The 24679-nt window shown below is 58.4% G+C and carries 20 protein-coding genes; 8 read left to right on the top strand and 12 right to left on the bottom strand.

The genetic code is table 11. The features are described 5' to 3' along the window. Positions 1–25: 25 nt before the first annotated feature. From AC09SL_RS15765 to gcl, 9 genes are all read right to left on the bottom strand, one after another. The gene (locus AC09SL_RS15765; RefSeq protein ID WP_064106979.1) at positions 26–1228 is read right to left on the bottom strand and encodes an MFS transporter; all 1203 of its coding nucleotides are present in this window, start codon (positions 1226–1228) and stop codon (positions 26–28) included. Between the two features lie 289 nt (positions 1229–1517). Then, positions 1518–2516: a sulfate ABC transporter substrate-binding protein gene (locus AC09SL_RS15760; RefSeq protein ID WP_058546684.1), complete on the bottom strand. Its 999-nt coding sequence runs from the start codon at positions 2514–2516 to the stop codon at positions 1518–1520. A gap of 91 nt (positions 2517–2607) precedes the next feature. Next, positions 2608–3432: an ion transporter gene (locus AC09SL_RS15755; protein ID WP_058546685.1), complete on the bottom strand. Its 825-nt coding sequence runs from the start codon at positions 3430–3432 to the stop codon at positions 2608–2610. Between the two features lie 20 nt (positions 3433–3452). Beyond that, positions 3453–4367, bottom strand: coding sequence for an urea transporter (locus tag AC09SL_RS15750; protein ID WP_058546686.1), 915 nt, complete (start codon positions 4365–4367; stop codon positions 3453–3455). Between the two features lie 220 nt (positions 4368–4587). Beyond that, entirely contained in the window at positions 4588–6003 is a 1416-nt protein-coding gene (pyk, locus tag AC09SL_RS15745; protein WP_064106980.1) for a pyruvate kinase, read from the bottom strand. After that, positions 5993–7273, bottom strand: coding sequence for a glycerate kinase type-2 family protein (locus AC09SL_RS15740; RefSeq protein WP_058542628.1), 1281 nt, complete (start codon positions 7271–7273; stop codon positions 5993–5995). The genes pyk and AC09SL_RS15740 overlap by 11 nt, the downstream gene beginning before the upstream one ends. A 150-nt stretch (positions 7274–7423) precedes the next feature. Further along, entirely contained in the window at positions 7424–8314 is an 891-nt protein-coding gene (locus AC09SL_RS15735; protein WP_058543324.1) for a 2-hydroxy-3-oxopropionate reductase, read from the bottom strand. Positions 8315–8462: 148 nt separating this feature from the next. Beyond that, positions 8463–9245 carry a hydroxypyruvate isomerase gene (hyi, locus tag AC09SL_RS15730; protein ID WP_058543325.1) on the bottom strand — a complete coding sequence of 261 codons (783 nt, stop codon included), beginning with the start codon at positions 9243–9245 and terminating at the stop codon, positions 8463–8465. Between the two features lie 153 nt (positions 9246–9398). Next, positions 9399–11174: a glyoxylate carboligase gene (gene gcl / locus AC09SL_RS15725; RefSeq protein WP_058543326.1), complete on the bottom strand. Its 1776-nt coding sequence runs from the start codon at positions 11172–11174 to the stop codon at positions 9399–9401. A 268-nt stretch (positions 11175–11442) separates the two neighbouring features. On the opposite strand from gcl, the gene AC09SL_RS15720 reads away from it, so the two are divergent. After that, positions 11443–11883, top strand: coding sequence for a GlcG/HbpS family heme-binding protein (locus AC09SL_RS15720; protein ID WP_058543327.1), 441 nt, complete (start codon positions 11443–11445; stop codon positions 11881–11883). Positions 11884–12017: 134 nt separating this feature from the next. On the opposite strand, the gene AC09SL_RS15715 is transcribed toward AC09SL_RS15720, so the two are convergent. After that, positions 12018–12623, bottom strand: a complete 606-nt coding sequence (locus tag AC09SL_RS15715) for a TetR/AcrR family transcriptional regulator (RefSeq protein WP_058543328.1) — start codon at positions 12621–12623, stop codon at positions 12018–12020. 131 nt (positions 12624–12754) lie between these two features. Between AC09SL_RS15715 and AC09SL_RS15710 the strand changes: the two genes are divergently transcribed. The 3 genes from AC09SL_RS15710 (at position 12755) to AC09SL_RS15700 (ending at position 15972) form a co-directional block, all read left to right on the top strand. Continuing rightward, positions 12755–13669 carry a DUF808 domain-containing protein gene (locus tag AC09SL_RS15710; protein ID WP_058543329.1) on the top strand — a complete coding sequence of 305 codons (915 nt, stop codon included), beginning with the start codon at positions 12755–12757 and terminating at the stop codon, positions 13667–13669. Between the two features lie 68 nt (positions 13670–13737). Further along, positions 13738–14880, top strand: coding sequence for an acyltransferase family protein (locus AC09SL_RS15705; protein WP_058543330.1), 1143 nt, complete (start codon positions 13738–13740; stop codon positions 14878–14880). A gap of 126 nt (positions 14881–15006) precedes the next feature. Continuing rightward, positions 15007–15972: a WaaS/CpsH family glycosyltransferase gene (locus AC09SL_RS15700; protein ID WP_058543331.1), complete on the top strand. Its 966-nt coding sequence runs from the start codon at positions 15007–15009 to the stop codon at positions 15970–15972. Positions 15973–16030: 58 nt separating this feature from the next. Here AC09SL_RS15700 and AC09SL_RS15695 read toward each other — a convergent pair whose 3' ends face one another. Together AC09SL_RS15695 and AC09SL_RS15690 are read right to left on the bottom strand one after the other, a co-directional pair. Then, positions 16031–16819 carry an MlaA family lipoprotein gene (locus tag AC09SL_RS15695; protein WP_058543332.1) on the bottom strand — a complete coding sequence of 263 codons (789 nt, stop codon included), beginning with the start codon at positions 16817–16819 and terminating at the stop codon, positions 16031–16033. Continuing rightward, positions 16812–18110 carry an alpha/beta fold hydrolase gene (locus AC09SL_RS15690; protein ID WP_058543333.1) on the bottom strand — a complete coding sequence of 433 codons (1299 nt, stop codon included), beginning with the start codon at positions 18108–18110 and terminating at the stop codon, positions 16812–16814. The genes AC09SL_RS15695 and AC09SL_RS15690 overlap by 8 nt, the downstream gene beginning before the upstream one ends. A 308-nt stretch (positions 18111–18418) precedes the next feature. Here AC09SL_RS15690 and AC09SL_RS15685 point away from each other — a divergent pair, with 308 nt between their 5' ends. The 4 genes from AC09SL_RS15685 to AC09SL_RS15670 all read left to right on the top strand — a co-directional run bounded on the left by AC09SL_RS15685 (position 18419) and on the right by AC09SL_RS15670 (position 24635). Continuing rightward, positions 18419–21124, top strand: a complete 2706-nt coding sequence (locus AC09SL_RS15685; RefSeq protein WP_081264478.1) for an RHS repeat-associated core domain-containing protein — start codon at positions 18419–18421, stop codon at positions 21122–21124. Between the two features lie 375 nt (positions 21125–21499). Beyond that, positions 21500–22354: a glycine betaine ABC transporter substrate-binding protein gene (locus tag AC09SL_RS15680; protein ID WP_058543336.1), complete on the top strand. Its 855-nt coding sequence runs from the start codon at positions 21500–21502 to the stop codon at positions 22352–22354. A gap of 314 nt (positions 22355–22668) precedes the next feature. Further along, the gene (locus AC09SL_RS15675) at positions 22669–22980 is read left to right on the top strand and encodes a DUF485 domain-containing protein (protein WP_058544649.1); all 312 of its coding nucleotides are present in this window, start codon (positions 22669–22671) and stop codon (positions 22978–22980) included. Continuing rightward, positions 22977–24635 carry a cation acetate symporter gene (locus tag AC09SL_RS15670; RefSeq protein ID WP_058544648.1) on the top strand — a complete coding sequence of 553 codons (1659 nt, stop codon included), beginning with the start codon at positions 22977–22979 and terminating at the stop codon, positions 24633–24635. Before AC09SL_RS15675 ends, AC09SL_RS15670 begins: the two co-directional genes overlap by 4 nt. Positions 24636–24679 lie beyond the last annotated feature (44 nt).

The following is a 24679-nucleotide window of genomic DNA, read 5'->3' as shown; positions in this document are numbered from 1 at the left end:
ACCGGGCTTTTTTATGCGTGGATATTCAGGCCGTTGCCAGGGACGGCTTGCGCGAGGTGCTCAAAAAGCGCAGCAAGGCCAACAGTGGGAAGGCGCTGCCGACGATCACCACCCACAACCAGCCGCCGTGTTCGTACACCGCACTGGCAATCGATGAGCCGAAGGCGCCACCGACGAAGATGCTGGTCATGTACAGCGCGTTCAGCCGGCTGCGACTCCTGGCATCGAGGGCGTAGATGGTGCGCTGGCCCAGGACCATGTTCATCTGCACACAGAAATCCAGGACCACGCCGGTCACCGCCAGGCCGATCACGCTGTACAGCGGATGGATGAATGCTGGCAGGAAACTCAGGCTGGCGAACAACATCGCCAGCAACGAGGCGTTGCGGGTATGGCCGGCATCTGCCAGGCGACCGGCGATGGGCGCGGCGATGGCACCAATGGCACCGACCAGGGCGAACAGGGCGATTTCAGTTTGGGACAGGCCATGGTTGCGTGACAGCTCCAGTGGCACGGCGGTCCAGAACAGGCTGAACGTGGCAAACATGCAGGCTTGATAGAACGCCCGTTGCCGCAACAGCGGTTGTTGGCGCAGCAGGGTGCCGAGCGAACCCAGCAGTTGGCCATAAGAGGCACTGTGGTCGGGCTGGCGCTTGGGCACGGTCAGTGCCAGGACGATGCTGATGGCGGCCATCAACGCGGCGGCGATGATGAACATGGCCCGCCAGCCGAAGTGATCGGCCACGATGCTGGAGACCGGCCGCGCCAGCAGGATCCCCAGCAGCAGGCCGCCCATGATCCCACCCACGACCCGACCTCGAGTCTCCTCCGGCGCCAGGTGCGCGGCCAGTGGAATCAGGACTTGCACCGACACCGAACTGAACCCCACCAACAGCGAAACCAGCAGGAATACGTTCGGTTGATCAGTGAACGCCGCCCCCAACAAACTGGCGATTGCGACCAGCGTGGTGACGATCATCAGCCGTCGGTTTTCCAGCAAGTCCCCCAGCGGCACCAGGAAAAAAAGGCCCAAGGCATAACCGATCTGGGTCAGCGAAACGATCAGGCTGGCCATGGTGCTGCTTAGGCCGACATCCGGTGCGATCAGTTCGATGATGGGTTGGGCGTAGTAGATGTTGGCGACGATGGCGCCGCAGCAGAAGGCGAAGAGCAGGACCATGCCGCGGGTCAGGGGCGCGCCGGGCAAGGTAGGGGAATGAGCACTCATGGCAATCTCGTCAGTGAACAGGAAAGATGGCGCGAGGCTAAAGCGTTATGGGGCCCTGGAACAGGGCTTGTGGTTGATATCAGACATGCTTGCAGTTGATGATGGGGCGCACAAGGACGCTGGGAGGATCCTGTGGCAAGGGGATCTGTGGGAGCAAAGCTTGCTCGCGATGAAAACAGCGCGGTGCCTCTGGAACCGAGGTGCCTTTATCGCGGGCAAGCCTTGCTCCCACACAAGCTTTGCTCCCACAGATTCCCTTGCCACAGGATCGCGTACAGCTTGTCCTCTCTTATTGCCCGCTGTAGATCTGGTCGAAAACCCCACCGTCATTGAAGTGAGTCTTCTGCACCGTGCGCCAGTCGCCGAAGGTTTTTTCCACCGACAGGAAGTCCACTTTGGGGAAACGGTCGGTGTATCTGGCCAGTACCGTCGGGTCCCGTGGGCGCAGGTAGTTGGCGGCGGCGATTTCCTGGCCTTCGGGCGACCACAGGTATTTGAGGTACGCCTCGGCGGCTTCGCGGGAGCCTTTTTTCTCGACAACCTTGTCGACCACGCTGACCGGCGGCTCGGCCTCGGCGGAGACGCTCGGGTAGACCACTTCGAACTGGTCGCGGCCGAATTCGCGGGCGATCATCTCGGCTTCGTTTTCAAAGGTCACCAGCACGTCGCCGATCTGGTTGGTCATGAAGGTGGTCGTCGCGGCGCGACCGCCGGTGTCCAGTACCGGCGCCTGCTTGAACAGCTTGCCGACGAAGTCCTTGGCCTTGGTTTCGTCACCGCCATTTTTCAGCACGTAACCCCAGGCCGACAGGTAGGTGTAGCGACCGTTACCGGAGGTTTTCGGGTTGGGCACGATCACCTCCACACCGTCCTTGAGCAGGTCGGGCCAGTCTTTCAAGGCTTTCGGGTTGCCTTTGCGTACGATGAACACCGTGGCCGAGGTGAACGGCGCACTGTTGTCCGGCAGGCGGGTGACCCAGTTCTCGGGCACCAGTTTGCCGTTGTCCGCCAGGGCGTTGATGTCGGTGGCCATGTTCATGGTGATGACATCCGCCGGCAGCCCGTCGATCACCGAGCGCGCCTGCTTGCTGGAGCCGCCGAACGACATCTGCACGGTGATGTTTTCATTGTGCTCGGCCTGCCAGTGTTTCTGGAAGGCTGCGTTGTAGTCCTTGTAGAAATCGCGCATCACGTCGTAGGAAACGTTGAGCAGGGTCGGGGCGGCGTGGGCCAGGCTGCCAAAAGTCAGGCCGACGGCGAGAAGAGCGGCGCCAAACAAGTTCTTCACGGCAAATTCCTTTTTATCAACAGGGTTCCGGGCATTAGCCGGCACACTAGCTGCAAGCCTATAGACCTTCAAGCATCAAAAAGTGCTTTGCTTATTCCAATTTCTTAAACAACGCGTTGCCACAACGGGAGCAGAAAGCGGCGCCATGTTCGTGGTGGTTTTTGCTGCACACCGGGCAATCGCGCTGGAGTTGGTCGCCGCGCATGGCCGTGGCCAGTTCAGCCGTGAAAATACCCGTCGGCACGGCGATGATCGAATAGCCGGTGATCATTACCAGGGATGACACCACCTGGCCCAGCGCTGTCTTGGGCACGATGTCGCCGAAGCCCACGGTGGTCAGTGTCACGATAGCCCAATAGATGCCCTTGGGAATGCTGGTGAAACCGTTCTGGGGGCCTTCGATCACGTACATCAGCGTGCCGAACACGGTCACCAAGGTCGAGACGCTGACCAGGAACACAATGATTTTCTGCTTGCTCCCCCGCAGCGCCGCCATCAGGTAGTTGGCCTGCGTGAGGTAAGGGCTGAGCTTGAGCACGCGGAAAATCCGCAGCATGCGGATGATCCGAATGATCAACAGGTATTGGCCATCGCTGTAATACAGCGCCAGGATCCCCGGCACGATCGCCAACAGATCCACCAGGCCGTAGAAACTGAAGGCATAACGCAGCGGCTTGGGCGAGCAGTACAGGCGCAGGCCGTACTCGACGATGAAAACGAAGGTGAAGCCCCATTCGATACCGGCCAACAGGGTGGCGTAGTTTTTGTGCACGCTGTCGATGCTGTCGAGCATCACGATCACCAGGCTGGCGAGGATGATCAACAGCAAGGTGCTGTCGAAGCGCCGTCCGGCCACGGTGTCGGTCTGGAAAATGATCACGTAGAGGCGGTCACGCCAGTTGTTGCTGTTTTGCATAATCTTCGCCTGAGCCGGAATCAACGAAGCCTAGGGCGATTGCCCCGCAGAGCGCAAGGCGTGGTGTCGAGGCTGGCTTGGCACCACGCCCGGCCGGTGGCCTGGATCAACCAGCAGGCGAGGATGAACGGTGCCGTCAGGGGAGGCAGGCCAAGGGCAATAAAACCTGGGGTGAGCATGACCGCCAGGAGAATCCCCGCCAGCGGCAGCCAGGGTTGGCGGCGCTGTTGGCTGAGGGCCAGCGCCACCAAAGCCGGGTTGTAGCCGCCCAGCCCGCAAAGGGCGATTGCGTTTTCATGTTGCGACAAGGCAAAGGCCAGGCCCACGGCGGAACCGAACAATGCCCAAGCGGCGGCGCGACGATTGGCCAGCAGCAGGCCCGCCGCGATCAACGCACCGGCTGCTGGGTGGCTGAGAAACATGACCTGGCCCAACCCGCTCAAATGCGCGGCCAGCAGGTTGGGTATCGTTATTTCAATCGAGGCGGTTGGGGGCGGCGGCAGGGTGAAACTCATCAACAGCCAAGCCAGCCCTACAAAAGGCGCGGTGTAGGCGGGCAGGCACCGAGGGCCTCGGGTGCGCTTGAGCCATTGCTGGGTCAGCATCGCGCTGAGACCGCCTGCGGCGATGATCAACGGTGGCAACAGGGCGGACCAGGGCAATACAAGGCTCAGCAACAAGCCCAGCAGGATGCCGTTGTAGCTGAACAGCCCGGCTTGCCGGTCGGCCTTGGCGTAAGCGCGTCGCTGGGCCGTGAGCAACCCGGCCACCCCACCCAGCAACGCGCCGCCGAACAGGTTGGGGGCGGTGAACAGAATCGCCAGCAGGCACAGCAGGCCGCACAGCGGATGGCGCTGGAGGAAGACTTGGCTGAAGCCATTGAGCAGGGCGGTGGCCCAGTCGGGGCAGTGGGTGTTGAAAGAATGGTTGGGCATGATGGGTCTAGGGAGAAGAGAACGCTGCGCCAGAAATTGCTCCGCTGAGCCCAGTAGAAGCTCTGTAGGAGCTTTGTATGAGCTTTGTTGGAGCTTTGTAGGAGCTGTCGAGTGCAACGAGGCTGCGATCTTTCCAAAGACACTTGAATCTCAAGCGAAAGATCAAGATCAAGATCAAGATCAAAAGATCGCAGGCTTCGCCAGCTCCTACAGAAGCAAATTAGATCAACGTCTCAATGCGCAGCGAATTGGTCGACCCCGGCTGCCCGAACGGCACGCCCGCCGTGATCAGCAAGGTATCGCCGCGCTGGGCCATGCCTTGGGCCTGGGCGATTTCCAGGGCGGTGGAACAGACTTCATCCACTTGCTTCAACCGCTCGTTGACCACAGAGTGCACGCCCCAGGCCAGCGTCAGGCGGCGAGCGGCCTGCAGGTTCGGCGTGAGGTTGAGGATCGGCACCGTCGGCCGTTCCCGCGCCGCCCGCAGGCTGGAACTGCCCGATTCGCTGTAGTTCACCAGCACCGCCACTGGCAGCACATTGCTGATACGGCGGATCGCGCAACTGATGGCGTCCGACACCGTGGCCTCGGCTTTTGGCCGGCTGACGTCCAGTTGCGCCTGGTAGTCGGGGCCGTTTTCCACCTGGCGGATGATCTTGCTCATCATCTGCACGGCTTCGAGGGGGTAGTCCCCAGAAGCGGTTTCCGCCGACAACATCACCGCATCGGCCCCCTCGGCCACGGCGTTGGCGACATCGGTAACTTCGGCGCGGGTGGGCGCCGGGGAGAAACGCATCGACTCGAGCATCTGGGTCGCCACCACCACCGGTTTGCCGAGGGCGCGACAGGTGCTGATGATGTTTTTCTGGATCTGCGGCACGCTCTCGGCCGGGACTTCGACCCCCAGGTCGCCGCGAGCAACCATGATCGCGTCGCTCAATTCGGCGATTTCCTGCAGTTGGGTCACCGCCGACGGTTTCTCGATCTTCGCCATCAGGAAGGCCTTGTCGCCGATCAGCGCCCGGGCCTCGCGGATGTCCTCGGGCCGCTGGACGAACGACAATGCCACCCAGTCCACGCCCAGCTCCAGGCCGAAACTCAAATCGCGCCGGTCCTTGGCGGTCAGCGGGCTCAGGTCGAGCACGGCCTGGGGTACGTTCACGCCTTTGCGGTCCGATAGCTCGCCGCCGTTGAGCACTTCGGTGTCGATGGCGTCGCTGTGCCTGGCGGTCACGCGCAGGCGCAATTTGCCGTCGTCCAGCAGCAGGTCCATGCCGGGCTCCAGGGCCGCGATGATTTCCGGGTGGGGCAGGTTGACCCGGCGTTGATCACCGGGCGTCGGGTCCAGGTCCAGGCGCAGGGCCTGGCCGCGTTGCAGCAGGACCTTGCCATCGGCGAACCGGCCGACCCGCAGCTTCGGACCTTGCAGGTCCATCAGGATGCCCAGCGGGTAATTGAGCTGCTGCTCGACCTCACGAATCCACTGGTAGCGCTGGGCGTGGTCGGCATGCTCGCCATGGCTGAAGTTCAGGCGGAAGATGTTCACGCCGGCCTGTACCAGTTCACGGATGTCATCGATGCCCCGGGTGGCGGGGCCGAGGGTCGCGAGGATCTTGACCTTTTTATCAGGCGTCATGTTTGGGGTTCTCGAGGATCAGGATGGCGCGAAAGTCGTTGACGTTGGTGCGGGTCGGTTCGGTGACGATCAGCGCATCCAGGGCGGCGAAGTAGCCGTAGCCATTGTTGTTGTCCAACTCGTCGCTGGCGCTCAAGCCCAGTTCGGCGGCGCGTCGATAGCTGTCCGGGGTCATGAGGGCACCGGCGTTGTCTTCGGATCCGTCGATGCCGTCGGTGTCGCCGGCCAGCGCATAGATGCCGGGATGACCCTTGAGGCTGTCGGTGAGGCTCAGGAGGAATTCGGCGTTGCGTCCGCCACGACCATTGCCACGCACGGTGACGGTGGTTTCGCCGCCGGAGAGGATCACGCACGGCGCCGCCAGAGGTTGGCCGTGCTGGACGATTTGCCGGGCGATGCCGGCGTGGACTTTCGCCACCTCTCGGGATTCGCCTTCCAGGTCGCCGAGGATCAATGGGCTGAAACCGGCCTGGCGCGCCTTCACTGCCGCGGCCTCCAATGACTGCTGAGGACGGGCGATCAATTGGAAGTGGCTACGGGCCAGGCTCGGGTCGCCGGGCTTGACGGTTTCCGATTCGGGGCTGTGCAGCCAGTTGCGCACCGAGGTCGGTACTTCGATGCGGTAGCGCTGGAGAATCGCCAGGGCTTCGGCCGACGTACTGGGATCGGCCACGGTAGGGCCGGAGGCAATGACCGTGGCAAGGTCGCCGGGCACATCGGATATCGCGTAGGTGTACACCGTCGCCGGCCAGCAGGCCTTGCCCAGGCGCCCGCCCTTGATCGCCGAGAGGTGCTTGCGCACGCAGTTCATTTCGCTGATTGTCGCGCCGGACTTGAGCAAGGCTTTGTTGATCGATTGCTTGTCAGCCAGGGTGATGCCTTCGGCGGGCAAAGCGAGCAGGGCAGAACCGCCGCCGGACAACAGGAAGATGACGCGGTCGTCTTCGCTGAGGTTGCTGACCATTTCCAGCACCCGCTGGGCCACGGCCAGGCCAGCGGCATCAGGCACCGGGTGGGCGGCTTCCACTACTTCGATTTTCTGGCAGGGCGCGCCATGGCCGTAGCGGGTCACCACCAGGCCGGACACTTCGCCCTGCCAGCAGCGCTCGACCACTTGCGCCATGGCCGCGGCTGCCTTGCCGGCACCGATGACGATTACCCGGCCGCTGCGATCGCCGGGCAGGTAGGGTTCAAGGACGTGCAGCGGATGGGCCGCGTCGATGGCTGTGGCAAACAGCTCGCGCAGCAATTGTTGCGGATCGACCGACATGGCGGGCTCCCGGTTTTTATTATTGGCTGAGGCGACTCGGTTACCTGTGGGAGCGAGCTTGCTCGCGAAGACGGCGTGTCAGTCAATACTTCATTGACCGGTAGATCGCCTTCGCGAGCAAGCCCGCTCCCACAAGTGGGGTGGGGTGTGTCAGTTATCGCGAATCGAGAAATTGGCCATATGCTCCAACCCCTTGATCAACGCCGAGTGATCCCAGTGGCTGCCGCCGATGGCCGCGCAGGTGCTGAACACTTGTTGGGCGTTGGCGGTGTTGGGCAGGTTGATGTTCAGTTCCCTGGCACCTTGCAGGGCCAGGTTCAGGTCCTTCTGGTGCAGGCTGATGCGGAAGCCTGGATCGAAGGTGCCCTTGATCATGCGCTCGCCGTGTACTTCGAGGATCTTCGAAGAGGCGAAACCGCCCATCAGCGCTTCGCGAACCTTCGCCGGATCGGCGCCGTTCTTTGAGGCGAACAACAGGGCTTCGGCCACGGCCTGGATGTTCAGGGCGACGATGATCTGGTTCGCGACTTTGGCGGTCTGGCCATCGCCATTGCCGCCCACCAGGGTGATGTTCTTGCCCATGGCCTGGAACAGCGCCAGGGCCCGCTCGAAGGCGGCGCTGTCGCCACCGACCATGATGCTCAGGGTTGCGGCCTTGGCGCCGACTTCACCGCCGGACACCGGGGCGTCGAGGTACTGCGCGCCTTTTTCATTGATCTTCGCTGCGAACGCCTTGGTGGCGGTGGGGGAGATCGAACTCATGTCGATCACCACCTTGCCCGCGCCCACGCCCGCTGCTACGCCATCGGCGCGAAACAGCACGTCTTCGACCTGCGGGGTGTCCGGGACCATGACGATGATGAACTCGGCTTCCTGGGCCACTTCCCTCGGGTTGGCCAACGCCACCGCACCACCGGCCAGCAGGTCGGCCGGGGCCGGGTCATGGTGCTGGGACAGGAACAGGCTGTGACCGGCCTTTTGCAGGTTCAATGCCATGGGGTGGCCCATGATGCCAGTGCCGATGAATCCGATTTTAGCCATGAGAAAATCCTCTTGTTGTTATCGCTGCTCGTAGGAGCTGTCGAGTGCAACGAGGCTGCGATCTTTTGATCTTTCACCGGGGGACTCAAGCGCCAGGGGAAAGATCGCAGCCTCGTTGCACTCGGCAGCTCCTACAGGGAAAGGTGGGTCAGATCGCGTTATGGGTTTTCAGCCAGCCCAATCCCGCTTCGGTGGTGGTCAGCGGCTTGTATTCGCAGCCGACCCAACCCGTGTAGCCGATGCGGTCCAGGTGTTCGAACAGGAATCGATAGTTGATCTCGCCCGTGCCCGGCTCGTTGCGGCCCGGGTTGTCTGCCAGTTGCACATGGTTGATCTCGCCCAGGTGCGCCGACAGGGTCCTGGCCAGGTCTCCTTCCATGATCTGCATGTGGTAGATGTCGTATTGCAGGAACAGGTTGGCGCTGCCCACCTGCTCGCGGATCGACAGGGCCTGGGCGGTGTTGTTCAGGTAAAAGCCGGGAATGTCGCGGGTGTTGATGGCCTCCATCACCAGCTTGATGCCGTTGGCTTGCAGCTTTTCGGCGGCGTATTTCAGGTTGGCGACGAAGGTTTTTTCCACCAGGGTTTCACTGCAGTTCTGCGGGCGAATCCCGGCCAGGCAGTTGACCTGGGTGTTGCCCAGCACTTGGGCGTAGGCAATGGCCAGGTCGACACCAGCGCGGAATTCCTCGACCCGGTCCGGCAGGCAGGCAATGCCACGCTCGCCCTTGGCCCAGTCACCGGCCGGCAGGTTGAACAGCACCTGGGTCAGGCCGTTGGCGTCGAGCAAGGCCTTGAGTTCGGCGGAGCTGTAGTCGTAAGGGAACAGGTACTCGACGCCACTGAAGCCGGCCTTGGCAGCGGCTTGGAAACGGGCGAGGAAATCCTGCTCGGTGAACAGCATGGACAGGTTGGCGGCGAAACGCGGCATGGTGGTCTCCTGCTACAAATTAAATGGCGTCCTGACCCGTAGGAGCTGTCGAGCGAAGCGAGGCTGTGATCTTTCTATCGACACTTGAGATTTAAGCGAAAGATCAAAAGATCGCAGCCTTCGGCAGCTCCTACAGGTAAGGCAACCGTCAGCTCAGTCGAGCAGCGAAATGGCGGTCGGTGCATCGTTGCCCACAAGCGCCAGGTCTTCAAACTCATTGACGGCGTTGATCTCGGTGCCCATGGAAATGTTGGTGACCCGCTCCAGAATGATCTCGACGATCACTGGCACCTTGAATTCCTCGATCATCGCCTGGGCCTGGCGCAGCGCCGGTTGGATACCGGCCGGTTCGAACACCCGCAGCGCCTTGCACCCCAGGCCCTCGGCCACGGCGATGTGGTCCACGCCATAACCGTTGAGCTCCGGCGCATTGAGGTTGTCGAAGGACAGCTGCACACAGTAGTCCATGTCAAACCCGCGCTGGGCCTGGCGAATCAAGCCCAGGTAGGAGTTGTTCACCACGACATGAATGTAGGGCAGCTTGAACTGCGCACCCACCGCCAGCTCTTCGATCATGAACTGGAAATCATAGTCGCCCGACAGCGCCACGACCTTGCGGCTCGGATCGGCCTTGACCACCCCCAGCGCGGCCGGAATGGTCCAGCCCAAGGGGCCGGCCTGGCCGCAGTTGATCCAGTGGCGTGGCTTGTAGACGTGCAGGAACTGCGCCCCGGCGATCTGTGACAGGCCGATGGTGCTGACGTAGCAGGTGTCCTTGCCGAACACTTGGTTCATTTCTTCGTACACGCGCTGTGGTTTGACCGGCACGTTGTCGAAGTGGGTCTTGCGCTGCAGGCTGGCCTTGCGCTGTTGGCAATCTTGCAACCAGGCGTCGCGGTTTTTCAGCTTGCCGGCGGCTTGCCATTCGCGGGCCACTTCGATGAACACCGTCAGGGCCGAGGCAGCGTCGGAAACGATGCCCAGGTCGGGGGTGAAGACGCGGCCGATCTGGGTCGGCTCGATGTCCACGTGAATGAACGTGCGACCTTCGGTATAGACGTCCACCGAACCGGTGTGGCGGTTGGCCCAGCGGTTGCCGACACCCAGCACCACGTCCGACTTGAGCAAGGTTGCGTTGCCGTAGCGATGGGAGGTTTGCAGGCCGACCATGCCGACCATCAGCGGGTGATCGTCGGGGATGGTGCCCCAGCCCATCAGGGTGGGAATGACGGGAATGCCGGTCAGCTCGGCGAACTCCACCAGCAGTTCGCTGGCATCGGCGTTGATGATGCCGCCGCCGGCCACCAACAATGGACGCTCAGCCTGATTGAGCATCGCCAGGGCTTTCTCGATCTGCACGCGGTTGGCCGCGGGCTTGGCCAGGGGAAGTGGCTGGTAGGCGTCGATGTCGAACTCGATCTCGGCCATCTGCACGTCGAACGGCAGGTCGATCAGCACCGGGCCTGGACGGCCGGAGCGCATTTCAAAGAACGCCTTTTGGAAGGCATACGGCACCTGGCCCGGCTCCAGCACGGTGGTTGCCCACTTGGTCACGGGTTTGACGATGCTGGTGATGTCCACAGCCTGGAAGTCTTCCTTGTGCATACGCGCACGGGGGGCCTGCCCGGTGATGCACAGGATCGGGATCGAATCGGCCGAGGCGCTGTATAGCCCGGTCACCATGTCGGTGCCTGCCGGGCCCGAGGTGCCGATGCACACCCCGATATTGCCGGCCTTGGTCCGGGTGTAGCCCTCGGCCATGTGCGAGGCGCCTTCTACGTGGCGAGCAAGGACGTGATCGATGCCCCCTACCTTCTGCAGGGCGGAGTACAGCGGGTTGATCGCGGCACCCGGGATACCGAAGGCGGTGTCCACGCCTTCACGGCGCATGACCAGGACGGCGGCTTCGATTGCTCTCATTTTGCTCATTATTTTGTGCCTCTTACGTTTTGTAATTGTATACAAGTGGCTGTGCGCAGAGTGTATTCACGGCAAACGGCGCAGGTCAATCCATTTCCTCAAGCATCTGTTTCATTCGTCGGAAGGCCAGGTTTTGCGGTGGCCTTTCGTCGATCAAGGTGCTTTGTGAAAATTATTGTATACAAAAATAATGATTGTTGTGTTCTATTTGTTGTGTTCGGTTTTTCTGAAAGTGATGCCCGCAAGGCTCTCCCATAACAAAAGAAGGACAGCACCCATGAGCGTTCTAACCTTGAAAATTGCCGTCAACCTGGCGGGGCAAGCTCTTGCCGCCGGTCGTGAAATCAGCGCTGCACCCCTGACCGTCGCGGTCCTGGACAGCGGCGGGCACCTGGTTGCCTTGCAGCGCGAAGACGGCGCCAGCCTGCTTCGCCCGCAGATCGCCATCGGCAAGGCCTGGGGCGCCATCGCCCTGGGCAAAGGCTCACGCCTGCTCGCCCAGGATGCCCAGCAACGCCCGGCATTCTTCGCCGCATTGAATGGGCTGGGGCAGGGCAACGTCGTACCGGCACCGGGTGGGGTATTGATCAAGGATCAAGATGGGAAGGTGTTGGGGGCGATTGGTGTCAGTGGTGATGTTTCGGATGTGGATGAGCAGGTGGCGGTCAGGGCTGTGGAGGCGGTGCAGTTGAGGGCGGATGTGGGGATTACTGTTTGATTTCGCGGTGAATTGACTGGCGTCTTCGCGAGCAAGCTCGCTCCCACAGGATCTGATGTTGGACACATGATGTCTGAACGACGCAAGTCCAGTGTGGGAGCGGGCTTGCTCGCGAATGGGCGCACTGCGGTGTTTCAGCCTGGCTCACACCCCTTCAACACCAACCGAATAATCGTCTGCGCCGCCGCTTCGTAATCCGCTTCATCGAGCTTCGCCTTGCCGGTCACGGCGCTGATCTGCCAGTCGAAATCGGCATAGGTCTGGGTGGCGGCCCAGATGCTGAACATCAGGTGGTTGGGGTCGATGGGGGCGATTTGGCCGCGGTCGATCCAGGTCTGGATGCAGGCGATGTTGTGCCGGGCCTGGGCGTTGAGTTGTTCCACCAGATCGGGGCTCAGGTGCGGGGCGCCGTGCATGATTTCGCTGGCAAAGACTTTCGAGGCGAAGGGCAGGTCGCGGGAGATGCGGATCTTGGAACGGATGTAGTGGCTCAGTACCTCACCGGGCACGCCGTCGGCATTGAACGGTGTCGAAGCCTGGAGAATCGGCTCGATGATGCTTTCCAGAACCTCGCGGTAGAGGTTTTCCTTGGATTTGAAGTAGTAGTAGACGTTGGGTTTGGGCAGGCCTGCCTTGGCCGCGATGTCGCTGGTCTTGGTCGCGGCGAAGCCCTTGTCGGCAAATTCTTCGCTGGCGGCACGCAGGATCAATGCTTTGTTGCGCTCGCGGATAGTGCTCATAAACCCAGGGGTTCCTTGCCTGTTCTGGCGGTGGCGCATGGTAGCACCGGCCTCGCGCGGCGCTCAAGAATGCCCCAAGGCGCCGCGGCTCGCGGTATGCTGCGCGGCATGATTATTCAAGGAGCCTCTCCATGGCTGGAAGCAGTTTGCTGGTACTGATCGACGATATCGCCACCGTACTCGACGATGTTGCGTTGATGACCAAGATGGCCGCCAAGAAGACCGCTGGCGTGCTCGGCGATGACTTGGCGCTCAATGCCCAGCAAGTCTCTGGTGTGCGTGCCGAGCGGGAACTGCCGGTGGTGTGGGCGGTGGCCAAGGGTTCGTTCATCAACAAGTTGATCCTGGTGCCGTCGGCGCTGGCGATCAGCGCCTTTGTCCCTTGGTTGGTGACGCCGTTGTTGATGGTGGGCGGCGCCTATCTGTGTTTCGAAGGGTTCGAAAAACTGGCCCACAAATTCCTTCACAGCCCGGCCGAAGACCAGGCCGAACATGCGCAACTGGTCGAGGCCGTGGCTGACCCGGCGGTCGACCTGGTGGCCTTTGAAAAGGACAAGATCAAGGGCGCGGTACGCACCGACTTCATTCTGTCGGCGGAAATCATCGCCATCACCCTCGGCACCGTTGCCGACGCGGCACTGACCCAACAGGTGATCGTCCTGTCGGGCATCGCCATCGTCATGACCATTGGGGTCTATGGCCTGGTGGCCGGGATCGTCAAGCTTGATGACCTGGGGCTCTGGTTGACGCAGAAGCCAGGCCAGGCCGCCAAAAGCATTGGCGGCGCCATCCTGAGTGCAGCGCCCTACATGATGAAAGGTCTGTCGGTGATCGGCACGGCGGCGATGTTCCTGGTGGGTGGTGGCATCCTGACCCACGGCGTGCCGGTGGTGCATCACTGGATAGAAGGCGTGACGGCCAGTGCCGGCGGTGCCGGGTTTATCTTGCCAATGTTGCTCAATGCGGTGGCAGGAATCGTGGCGGGGGCAGTGGTGTTGGCGGGTGTGCTGGTTGTCGGCAAGGTCTGGAAAGCGTTGAAAGGCTAAAGCTGGCAACGGGTAGAAGCTCCCGACCCACGAATCGGGGGCCAGCTAATTACATCTGGAACAAATCAATGATCGAAACCTTTCAATTGCTGTCGCTATATGTGCTTTGCGTTGCTGTATTCTGCTTGATTGCCGGGCGCTTCCCTTTGCTCGCCCCTGAAGCACAACACCGAGTATCGTCGTTGGACGGTCTGCGAGGAATCCTCGCAACAGCGGTGATGGTTCACCACTTCGCCATCACCTTTGTGTGGCACAGCACCGGAACCTGGCAAGCCACTGACAGTCGCGTGATCAACAATATGGGGGCCGTACCGGTGTCCTTGTTCTTCATGATTACGGGCTACCTTTTCACGCAAAAAGTGATCAGAGGGCAGCCGAATTGGGGCTCGCTGCTTTCCTCTCGATTACGCCGCATTTTCCCGATGTACATCGTGTCTGTTCTATTGGTTGCCGCTATCAGTTTCTACCAAACAAAGGGGGAACTCATCTCACCGCTTGATAACTTCGCCGCGCTCGGTAGTTGGTTAATCTTCATGGGAGGACCGATCAATGGATTTCCAGACAGCAAGCTGATCAACGCTTCTGTGCAGTGGACTCTGATGTACGAGGCACTTTTCTATCTCTCGCTCCCGCTCATGTATTGCCTGTTCCGTCGCCAGTTGCCGATTTTCGCCTTGGTGATTTCCATCGGCGCGATCGCGATTTTATGGCCGGAGTATCACCACGTATTCCACAAGCGGTACGTTAAGCTATTTCTGGTGGGTATGGCTGTTGCCTTTTTTGAACCCCGGCTGCGCAAGACGTCGATCAACTTTTCAAATCTCTGGTGTTGCCTCATCGCTGCCGGGGTGCTGCTCGCGAGTCTGAAGATGCGCTCATACTCAACGGGGCAAATGTTGATCCTCGGTATTCCGTTTGGGCTCTTCGTGCTAGGCAACAGCCTGCACGGGCTCCTGGAACACAAGGGGCTAAAAGTCCTCGGGGAAGCGAGTTTCAGTATCTATCTGCTGCACGGTATCGTGATTTACAGCGTGTTCAGCCTGCTGGAAATATACAATTTCACGGACGGCACACCCGGGAGCTATGCCTGGTATTTGCCGCTTATCATTCTGGCGGTGAGCGCGTTGAGTGTTTTGACCTATTGGTCAATCGAGCGACCCTTCATCATTTCGCCCCTCAAGCGGCTTGATAAGACAGCCGAAGAAATATGATTCCAGATGATTGCCAAGCGCTTTCCAATCCACCGATCAGTGTGGGTTCTGCGTGGTTACACCCGTAGTTCAGCTACAAAACTCTGGAAGGCACCGCAATCTTTGACACTTTTTTACGAGAACGACATGGCCTATCAGCCTCCACACATCACATCGAAAAAGCTCCTGATCGTTTGTCGGGATGTCGGCGGTTATGTAAAGCGGCTTAGCGATTACTTAGCCAAAAATAATGAGGTCACGTTCGTTGATCTTTCTGCACAGCGTGACCAGGTCCCGTTTCTACCGGGAAAGCTGCGGCGCTGGCTGAAGAAGTTCCTGACAGTTCGTGCGGCGCACCGTCAGATTCAAAAGGCTGGGAAAGTCGACTCTGTACTCATCATCAATCCCGCACAAATCGACATCGCTCTTGTCGATGAGGCAATGGTTGCAGCACAACAGACCATCGCGTTCCTGTCTGACGGCGTTACAAGACTTGCCATGCCGGTGGCTCAGTTGGCCCGTTTCGACAAGGTCTATACCTTCGACGATGCAGACGCTCAGGAATGCGGATTTCGGAAGCTCAGTAACTACATCTACGAGCTCAACGCAGAGCTCGAAACTACGCGTGAGTACAAAGCTTTTGTAGTGATGGCGGGCAAGAATCGCATTGACGTGCTGGGCAGAATTGCAGCCGAGTTCGATCGTCTAGGCCACAAGAATTATAAGTTTCTGGTACAAAGCAAGGTGGTCGAAAATTCCAGTCCCGGTATCACTTTTTTCAGGAAAAGGATGTCGCTTGATGAGGTTGGCGATCTAATTAGACGCTCGGAAATCCTGATCGATATCGTCCGGCCTGGCCATGCAGGCTTGAGCTTTCGCTTCTTCGATGCTTTGTTCTACCGGAAGAAAATCATCACCAACAATCCGTCGGTGATGAATTACGATTTTTATGATGCGCGCAACATTCTGGTCATTGACAGTGAGCACCCTGTTATTCCGCCGTCATTTCTCGTTGAGGAATACATAGATCCACCTGCGCACGTGGTCCAGAAGTACAGCATGGGCAGTTGGGCTGCCGAAGTGTTTGCTCCACTTGTCGATGATCAGCGATAGGACCTGCTTCACCACAGGGCACTGCGGCTTAGGTTCGAAGATTCGAAGCGATGCCGTATTACTCGGCAATCTGCAACTTACGCGACTCGGTGTACACGTAGCGCACCTTTTCATATTCGAACGGTGAATTCAGTTGCCCATAGCGGAAACTGGTCTGGTAGCGCTTGTCGACGCCGCGCAGAAGCAGCAACTCAGGGTGGTTGGAACTGACTTCAGAGACGTTCAGGTAGTTGATTGCCGATTCGGCTGTGTAGTCCACCAGCAGCCCTGAGGTGTCGCGCAGGTTCGACGGGCCGAAGATCGGCAACACGAAGTAGGCGCCGCCTGGCACGCCATAGAAGCCCAGGGTCTGGCCGAAATCTTCGTTCTGGCGCGGCAGGCCCATGGCGGTGGCCGGGTCCCATAGGCCGGCGATGCCGACGGTGGTGTTGAGCAGCAGGCGCGCCGTGGTTTCCATCGAACGCTTGCCCTTGAATTGCAGCAAGCTGTTCATCAGGTTTGGCACGTCCCCCAGGTTATTGAAGAAATTGCTGACCCCGGTGCGCACGAAGCTTGGCGTGATGTAGCGGTAGCCGTCGACAACGGGCAGGAATACCCATTGGTCGAAGCGGTAGTTGAAGTGGTAGACGCGGCGGTTCCAGGATTCCAGCGGGTCATAGACGTTCAGGGCGTTGAGGGTCGAGCGCTCGAACTCGCGCTGGTCCAGGCCCGGGTTGAACTTGAGCTTGCTCAACGGTTCCTTGAAACCGTCGGAGTCCACCACCACTGGCGCATTGGCCTTGCTGTTGTCGGCTTGGACCATGCCCGCACTCATTAACGCAGCGATAAGCAGCAGATATTTAGCCACGGAAGAACTCCAGCATGGCGTCGCTGTTGACGCGGTAGTTAAGGTTGCCGCAGTGGCCGCCCAGTGGATAAACCGTCAGGCGATCGCCAAAGGTCTTGCGCAGGAAGCCCAGGTCGCCCGGGCCGAGAATGACGTCGTCGGCATTGTGCATGACGGCAATCTTCGGGCTGTCGTGCAGGTAATCCTTCAGTGCGTAAAGGCTGACCTGGTCGATCAATTGCAACAGGCTGCCGCCGTCAGTGCGCGCGCGCCACATCGGGATCACCTGCTCGGTGAGGTAGCAGTCGAAATCGCATTGCAGCGCACGTTTGAGGAACGGCGTCAGGCTGGTGCTTTCGGTAATCGGGAACTTGGGTGGGATGATCAGGCCGCGCCGGTTGATCAGGTCAGAGGTGAACGCGATGTCGGCCGCTGAGAAACGGAAAGAGGTGCCGATCAACATGGCCATCTGCTCGTTGCTCAGGTGTTGCCTGGACTGCTGGAAATCGTAGAGCAGGGCATCGTTGAGGTCGATGTAGCCTTTTTGCTGGAAGTAGCGCGTCAGCTTGTTGAGCACCAGCTCGTAGAAGGTGGTGGTGTTGTTGATGCCCTTGACCTCGGTCTGGACCAGTTTGTCCAGGTTGGTGATCGAGGTGTAGAGGTTCACCGGCGGGTTGAGCAGCAGCACCTTCTTGAAATTGAAGCTGCGCCGGGTTTCGTCCAGGTGTGCGACGAAGGCCGCGTCCAGGGCGCCGAGGCTGTAGCCGGTCAGGTAGTACTCGGTCACCGGCAGCTTGGGGTTTTGCGCACGCACGGCTTGCATCACCCGGTACATGTCTTCTGCGTCTTCCTTGGAAATGCCTGGCGTGGCGAAGCGCGAAGCGGCGCTCATGAAGTCGAAGCTGGTGGGCGAGGACAACTGCACCACGTGGTAGCCGGCCTTGTAGTAGAGGCGCTTGAGATATTCGTTGAGTGTGCTGTCATACCGGGCACCCGTACCTGCAATCAGGAAGATCAGCGGCGCCGGTTTGTCCTGGGTGGCCATGCGGTAGGTCAGGCTTTTCACCGGCCAGAAATTGTCCGGCAGGATGAACTCCCGTTCGGGGCGCAGCTTGACGGTGTGATCGGACTGGTTGATGTCCTCATTCAGCGGCAGCTCCGGACGCAGGTCCGGCGGCGTGGTGGCGATCGTCGCCTCGAATGGGTTGGTCAAGGGGTAGCCATAGCTGGCGGCGTCAATATCCACCGCCAGCGCGGACGCACTCAGGATAAGGCCGCCGAGAAGGGCAGCGAAGCGCAAGGAACGGAGCATGACTGGATCCCTTAAAGGATGTTGCCGAATGAGGTTCGCAGGCTATGACCACTGAAGTGAAGCCAAGTGCCATGATCGCCGCAAAACAAGCGCGAACGGGGTGCAAGAGTAGCGGGACGATACACGCAGGGCCGTGGTGGTGGCTAGTGATCTGCCGGCTAGCCTGATCAAGCATGCGAAATTTGAGCGAAATCTACTGTCTGGGAGTTTTCATTAACGGACCTGTTATTTCTGACAGTTGAAATATTCATTTTCGGGCATTAAATGTGTGTGCGTCGTTGGGACTGTCCTCCTGGGGAGATACCGCCATGCACTCGCGAACGCCAACATTGACTGTATTCGATTCACGCCGTCTGACTGTTCGTTCAACAGCCTATCATCGCACGGCAGCTGCGGATCCTCTCGAAAAGCGAGTGACCTATCAAGTCAATAATTGTGCTGGGCGAAGTATAAAACAGTACGACCCTCGGCTGTTTAAGCTTATGGAATTGGAACCTGATATTTCGCCGAATATTCAGAATGTGTACAGTCTTTCGGGGCAGGCCTTGCTAATTAATAGTGTCGATGCCGGGATCCGCTTGTATCTCTCAGGCGTCGCTGGCCAGCAGTGTCACCGTTGGGACAGCAACTTCACGCATGTGAAAGTTGAATACGACAATCAGCTACGCCCGGTAAAAGAGTCTGTGAAACAAATTGACGAAGGTCCAAGAAATAGTATTTTTTACTCATACGGCGGCAGTGATGAAGCGTTTGTTAGATTTAATCAAGGCGGAAGAATAATTAGAGTTGATGATGGTGCCGGGACAGTTTTCTCTCGATCATATTCCCTGCAAGGCGATAGGCTTGAAAGCACTCGGCATTTTCTGGATAGCATAGAGCAACCGCATTGGCCCGCCCTAGAGTCTGAGCGTGATCAGCTTCATGAGAAAGGCGAGGGCAGCACGACCTTGTCTCTTTACAACGCTGTATCACAGCTGGTCTGCGAAATTGATGCTAGAAAACATGTGCGGCTGTTTGAATATACAGTGGGCGGTCAGCTTGCCGGAATAAGGTTGATCATGCAGCCGGATGGGCCAGTTAAAAAGGTTGTGGGGGATGTTCTTTATAATGCTGCAAACAAGGTTGTCCAGCAGACTTTAGCAAATGGAGTGGTTTGTTCCGCAGTTTATTGTCCGATAGATGGAAGGTTGGAAGAGTTGAAATCCTATCGGCCGGAGCGCTGTACTTTACAGCATCTCATTTATCGCTATGATCGCGTGGGAAACATAATATCTATAGAGGACAGGGCGTTACCCGTTCGCTACTTCCGTAACCAGAAAATCGAACCAGTTAGAACCTTCTGTTATGACACGCTCTATCAGTTGATTTGCGCTACCGGTTGGCAAGTCATCGGTGGCGGTGTCGGGTCTTGTTTTCCTGACTTTCAATCTCCAGCTGATCCGAGTCAGTTGGAAAATTACACTGAGGTTTTTAGCTACGACTCGGGTGGTAATCTTGTAAAGCTGCTTCGTTGTGCGGCGCTGGGAAGCCGCACTCAACGGATGGGCGTATCGAAATATAGTAATCGCTCGCTCTCTGAAAAAATCGACGGAGAATTGCCGACTGAAGAAGAGATCGCTTTGGCGCATGACTTGAACGGTAATAAGCGTCTGCTGTTTCCTGGGCAAACGCTGGGATGGGATGAGCGAAATCAGCTTAAAAAATTCCAGCGGACGAGCCATTTAGGCTCGGCAAATGACTCGGAAATTTATGTCTACGATGATAGGGGGCAACGGCGAAGAAAAATCGGATCGGTAGCAACTGGGCAGTTAAGGAATCGCTCGGAAACGCGTTATTTGGATACGCTGGAAATTCGATCCGGTCTTGATGAGGAAATAGATGTCGTCAGCGCAGCGGCGGGGCTATGTGATATTCGTATGGTACAGCGAGTCGATCAGCGGAACGGGCAAGATATAATTTATTGTCGATACTCGCTGATTGATCTGGTTGGGTCAAACTGCATCGAGTTGGATGACGATGGAGCGATAATAAGCGAGGAGGTTTTTTACAGCTACGGTTGTACAGCTTGGTGGGCGGGAAGCGATAGGGTTAAGGCGAACAGCAAGACAATGCGCTATTCAGGCAAGGAGTTGGACTCGACCGGATTATATTATTACGGATTTAGATATTACATGCCTTGGTGGTGTCAATGGCTGAGCCCGGATCCGGATGGGGTAGCGGATGGCTTGAATTTGTACCGGATGGTTGCAAATAATCCTGTAACGTTTTTTGATGATCAGGGATTACAGCTAGTCTCTGTGAACGAGGATAGTCAGGACTACGCTAAGTTGGTAGCTACTTTTGAGCCTGGCGATATCTTGTTTGGGTTGCGTGAGCCTCGTGACTTTGCTCTGAAAGCTTTGAATAGGGCTGGATTCAAGGAGTTTTCATGGGAGGTGTCTTGGAATAGAAATCTCGGTAAATTCTCGGTTGAAAAAAAACGCAACGTGTTAAAGCAGAATGATTTGACCGACGCAGCGTTTGGGCCGACGGTGACGGCAGGTGTTTATAATGCGAATGACCAAATCAAGGCGGAATTGATTGATTTTCATCGTGGTATTGCTTATAAGAAATTTGCAATGACAAATCGGTATTTTCAGAAGGATGAGAAAGGGGTTGGAAACTTTTTTCAGATAAATGTTCCTATGTGGCGTCGCTCAAGTAAGGCGGGGTTGGAGTTTCAAATTTTTCAGCGCAACAAACAGGTGCTTTTTGCAATCGACGGTCTGATGGAGACTTTGGATGATATCGTTTCGAAAAAGCCAGATGCCGGGACCAGCGTTACAGCTTCTGAAATCAGGTATTTGTACAGGCGCCGGGGTACCCCAGAAGTGCAAAAAAATGCGAGGTTTTTTTTAGCGAATCGAGAGGTGCCGCAGTCTGAATTTTTCAACTTGCCGGCGTGGCAGAGGTATCACCCTAAAAAGACGTACCGGACAGTATCCGTACCTCGTCGGGTGATACTAAGTCATTAATCAGTGGCCAGTTGTTGCTCACCTATCGCAATGCCTGCTCCTCAGCATGGGAGCAGGCTTTTTATAGCTTGGCCGGCCGGCTCGCCAAACCCTGCTCCTGGCAACCCGCACTCAGCTTCGCGATACCACAGACCGCATCTTTTCCCTAGAGTACTTTCTCGAACGCAGTTAATGGCTTTCTGATGTCGTTTCTCGTTGCTTCAACGTCGCAGGCAGAGCAGGTTCCAGATCAGCGCAGGTTGATGATCAACGAGTCAGTACTCCACTGGCGTTCGAACCGGTATGCAGGCGAGCGTGATGGGGGCGCTGTGCACCATAACAATACGTTCACGCTGCCCGACATCCGCCGGGCGCAGCACTTTCGGGGAAGTAACGATGAAGATGCGACGACTCTTGGGCGCAGGTGCCGCACTGGTACTGGCGATCAGCTCCACCTTGGCCAGTGCCGAAAACAAAACCTTGAGCATCGGTTACGTTGACGGCTGGTCCGACAGTGTCGCGACCACTCACGTGGCCGCCGAAGTCATCCAGCAGAAGCTTGGCTACGACGTGAAGCTGCAAGCGGTCGCGACCGGGATCATGTGGCAGGGCGTGGCCACCGGTAAACTCGACGCGATGCTTTCGGCCTGGCTGCCGGTGACTCACGGCGACTATTGGACGAAGAACAAGGACCAGGTGGTCGACTACGGCCCCAACTTCAAGGACGCAAAAATCGGCCTGATCGTGCCGGAGTACGTCAAGGCCAAGTCGATCGAGGATCTGAAAACCGACGACTCCTTCAAGAAGCGCATCGTTGGCATCGACGCCGGTTCAGGTGTGATGCTCAAGACCGAACAGGCAATCAAGGATTACGACCTGACCGGCTATCAACTCAAGGCCAGTTCCGGTGCCGGCATGATCGCCGAGCTGACCCGTGCCGAGAAGAAAAACGAATCCATCGCCGTCACCGGTTGGGTGCCGCACTGGATGTTCGCCAAGTGGAAACTGCGCTTTTTGGAAGACCCGAAAGGCATCTATGGCGCGGCTGAAACTGTGAACAGCATCGGCAGCAAAGAGCTGGAGGCCAAGGCGCCGGAAGTGGTCGCGTTCCTGAAGAAATTCCAATGGGCTTCGAAAGACGAAATCGGCGAAGTCATGCTGGCGATCCAGGAGGGTGCCAAGCCTGACGCCGCTGCCAAGGACTGGGTTGCCAAGCACCCGGATCGCGTAAAGGAGTGGACCGGCAAGTAATCAGCCTGGTTTAGCTGTTGCGAAAAACCGCATGACCTTGCGTCATGCGGTTTTTTTGTGCGTGCGGATTCTTAGTCTTGCGCAAGTCCCTGTGGGAGCGGGCTTGCTCGCGAAGGCGTTTTGTCAGTTAACCATGTGTTGACTGACACTCTGCATTCGCGAGCAAGCCCGCTCCCACAGAGGTCATTGCGCAAATGTGCGGGAAACGGGCAGCGCCGTCATATCGTTCTAATACTAAGGTCGTCTGGAACCTGGCCTTGAGCCGCATAGAGTAGGGTCGTTCCAATTAAATCTGTGCTGCGAGGATAAAAACAATGAACGACAGCATTTACCTCTCTATTCAAAACAGCCCGCGCTTCAAGGAGCTGGTGAGAAAAAGAGAAAAGTTCGCCTGGATTCTCTCGGCGATCATGCTTGGGCTGTATTCCGGCTTCATTCTTCTGATCGCCTACGGGCCACACATTCTCGGGGCCAAGATATCGCCTGAGTCCACCATCACCTGGGGCATTCCCATCGGTGTCGGCCTGATTGTCTCGGCCTTCGTCCTGACCGGCATCTACGTACGGCGCGCCAACGGCGAGTTCGACGACCTGAACAATGCGATTCTCAAGGAGGCTCAGCAATGATCCGGCGTCTACTGGCTCTTTTGAGCATCGCGGCGTTCGCCCCGGGCGCCTGGGCGGCTGAAGCCCTGACCGGTGCCGTGCAGAAACAGCCCCTCAACGTCGCGGCTATCCTGATGTTCGTGGTCTTCGTCGGCGCGACTTTATATATCACCTACTGGGCGTCCAAGAAAAACAATTCGGCGGCCGACTACTATGCAGCGGGTGGCAAGATCACCGGCTTCCAGAATGGCTTGGCCATCGCGGGCGACTACATGTCGGCGGCGTCCTTCCTGGGGATCTCCGCACTGGTGTTCGCCTCCGGCTACGACGGCCTGATCTACTCGATCGGCTTCCTGGTGGGCTGGCCGATCATTCTGTTCCTGATCGCTGAACGCTTGCGCAACCTGGGTAAATACACCTTTGCCGACGTGGCGTCCTATCGCCTGGGGCAAACCCAGATCCGCAGTCTGTCCGCCTGCGGCTCGCTGGTCGTGGTGGCGTTCTACCTGATCGCGCAAATGGTCGGTGCCGGCAAGCTGATCCAGTTGCTGTTCGGCCTGGACTATCACGTCGCGGTGGTCCTGGTGGGTATCCTGATGTGCCTTTATGTGCTGTTCGGCGGCATGTTGGCTACCACTTGGGTACAGATCATCAAGGCGGTGCTGTTGCTGTCGGGCGCATCGTTCATGGCCCTGATGGTCATGAAGCACGTCAACTTCGACTTCAACATGCTGTTTTCCGAAGCGATCAAGGTGCACCCTAAAGGCGAGGCGATCATGAGCCCTGGCGGCTTGGTGAAGGATCCGGTCTCGGCCTTCTCCCTGGGCCTGGCACTGATGTTCGGTACTGCTGGCCTGCCGCATATCCTGATGCGCTTCTTCACCGTGAGCGACGCCAAGGAAGCGCGCAAGAGCGTGCTGTATGCCACTGGCTTCATCGGTTACTTCTACATCCTGACCTTCATCATCGGCTTCGGCGCGATCCTGCTGGTCAGCACCAACCCGGCCTTCAAGGACGCGGCAGGTGCCTTGCTTGGCGGCAACAACATGGCGGCGGTGCACCTGGCCAACGCGGTGGGCGGCAGTATCTTCCTGGGCTTCATCTCGGCCGTAGCCTTCGCCACCATCCTGGCGGTCGTCGCGGGCCTGACCCTGGCCGGTGCCTCGGCGGTGTCCCATGACCTGTATGCCAGCGTGATCAAGAAAGGCAAGGCCAACGAGAAGGACGAGATTCGCGTCTCGAAAATCACCACCATCGCCCTGGCGGTGCTGGCGATCGGCCTGGGCATCCTGTTCGAGAAGCAGAACATCGCGTTCATGGTGGGCCTGGCGTTCTCCATCGCGGCGAGCTGCAACTTCCCGGTACTGCTGCTTTCGATGTATTGGAAAAAGCTGACCACCCGTGGCGCCATGATTGGCGGCTGGTTGGGCCTGGTCAGTGCCGTGGGCCTGATGGTGCTTGGTCCGACCATCTGGGTGCAGATCATGGGTCACGAGAAGGCGATCTTCCCGTATGAGTACCCGGCGCTGTTCTCGATGGCCATCGCCTTCGTCGGCATCTGGTTCTTCTCCATCACCGACAAGTCGGCTGAAGGGGTAAACGAGCGGGCGCTGTTCTTCCCGCAGTTCGTGCGTTCGCAGACTGGCCTGGGGGCGAGTGGGGCGGTTAGCCACTGATGCGCCAGTAAGCTGTAAGCGTTGTGTTTGAAGAAATACCCCGG

The sequence above is a fragment of the Pseudomonas sp. PF05 genome, from assembly GCF_056521845.1.
Note: the sequence above shows the minus strand (reverse complement) of the source record. Positions and strands in the feature narration are given on the sequence as shown.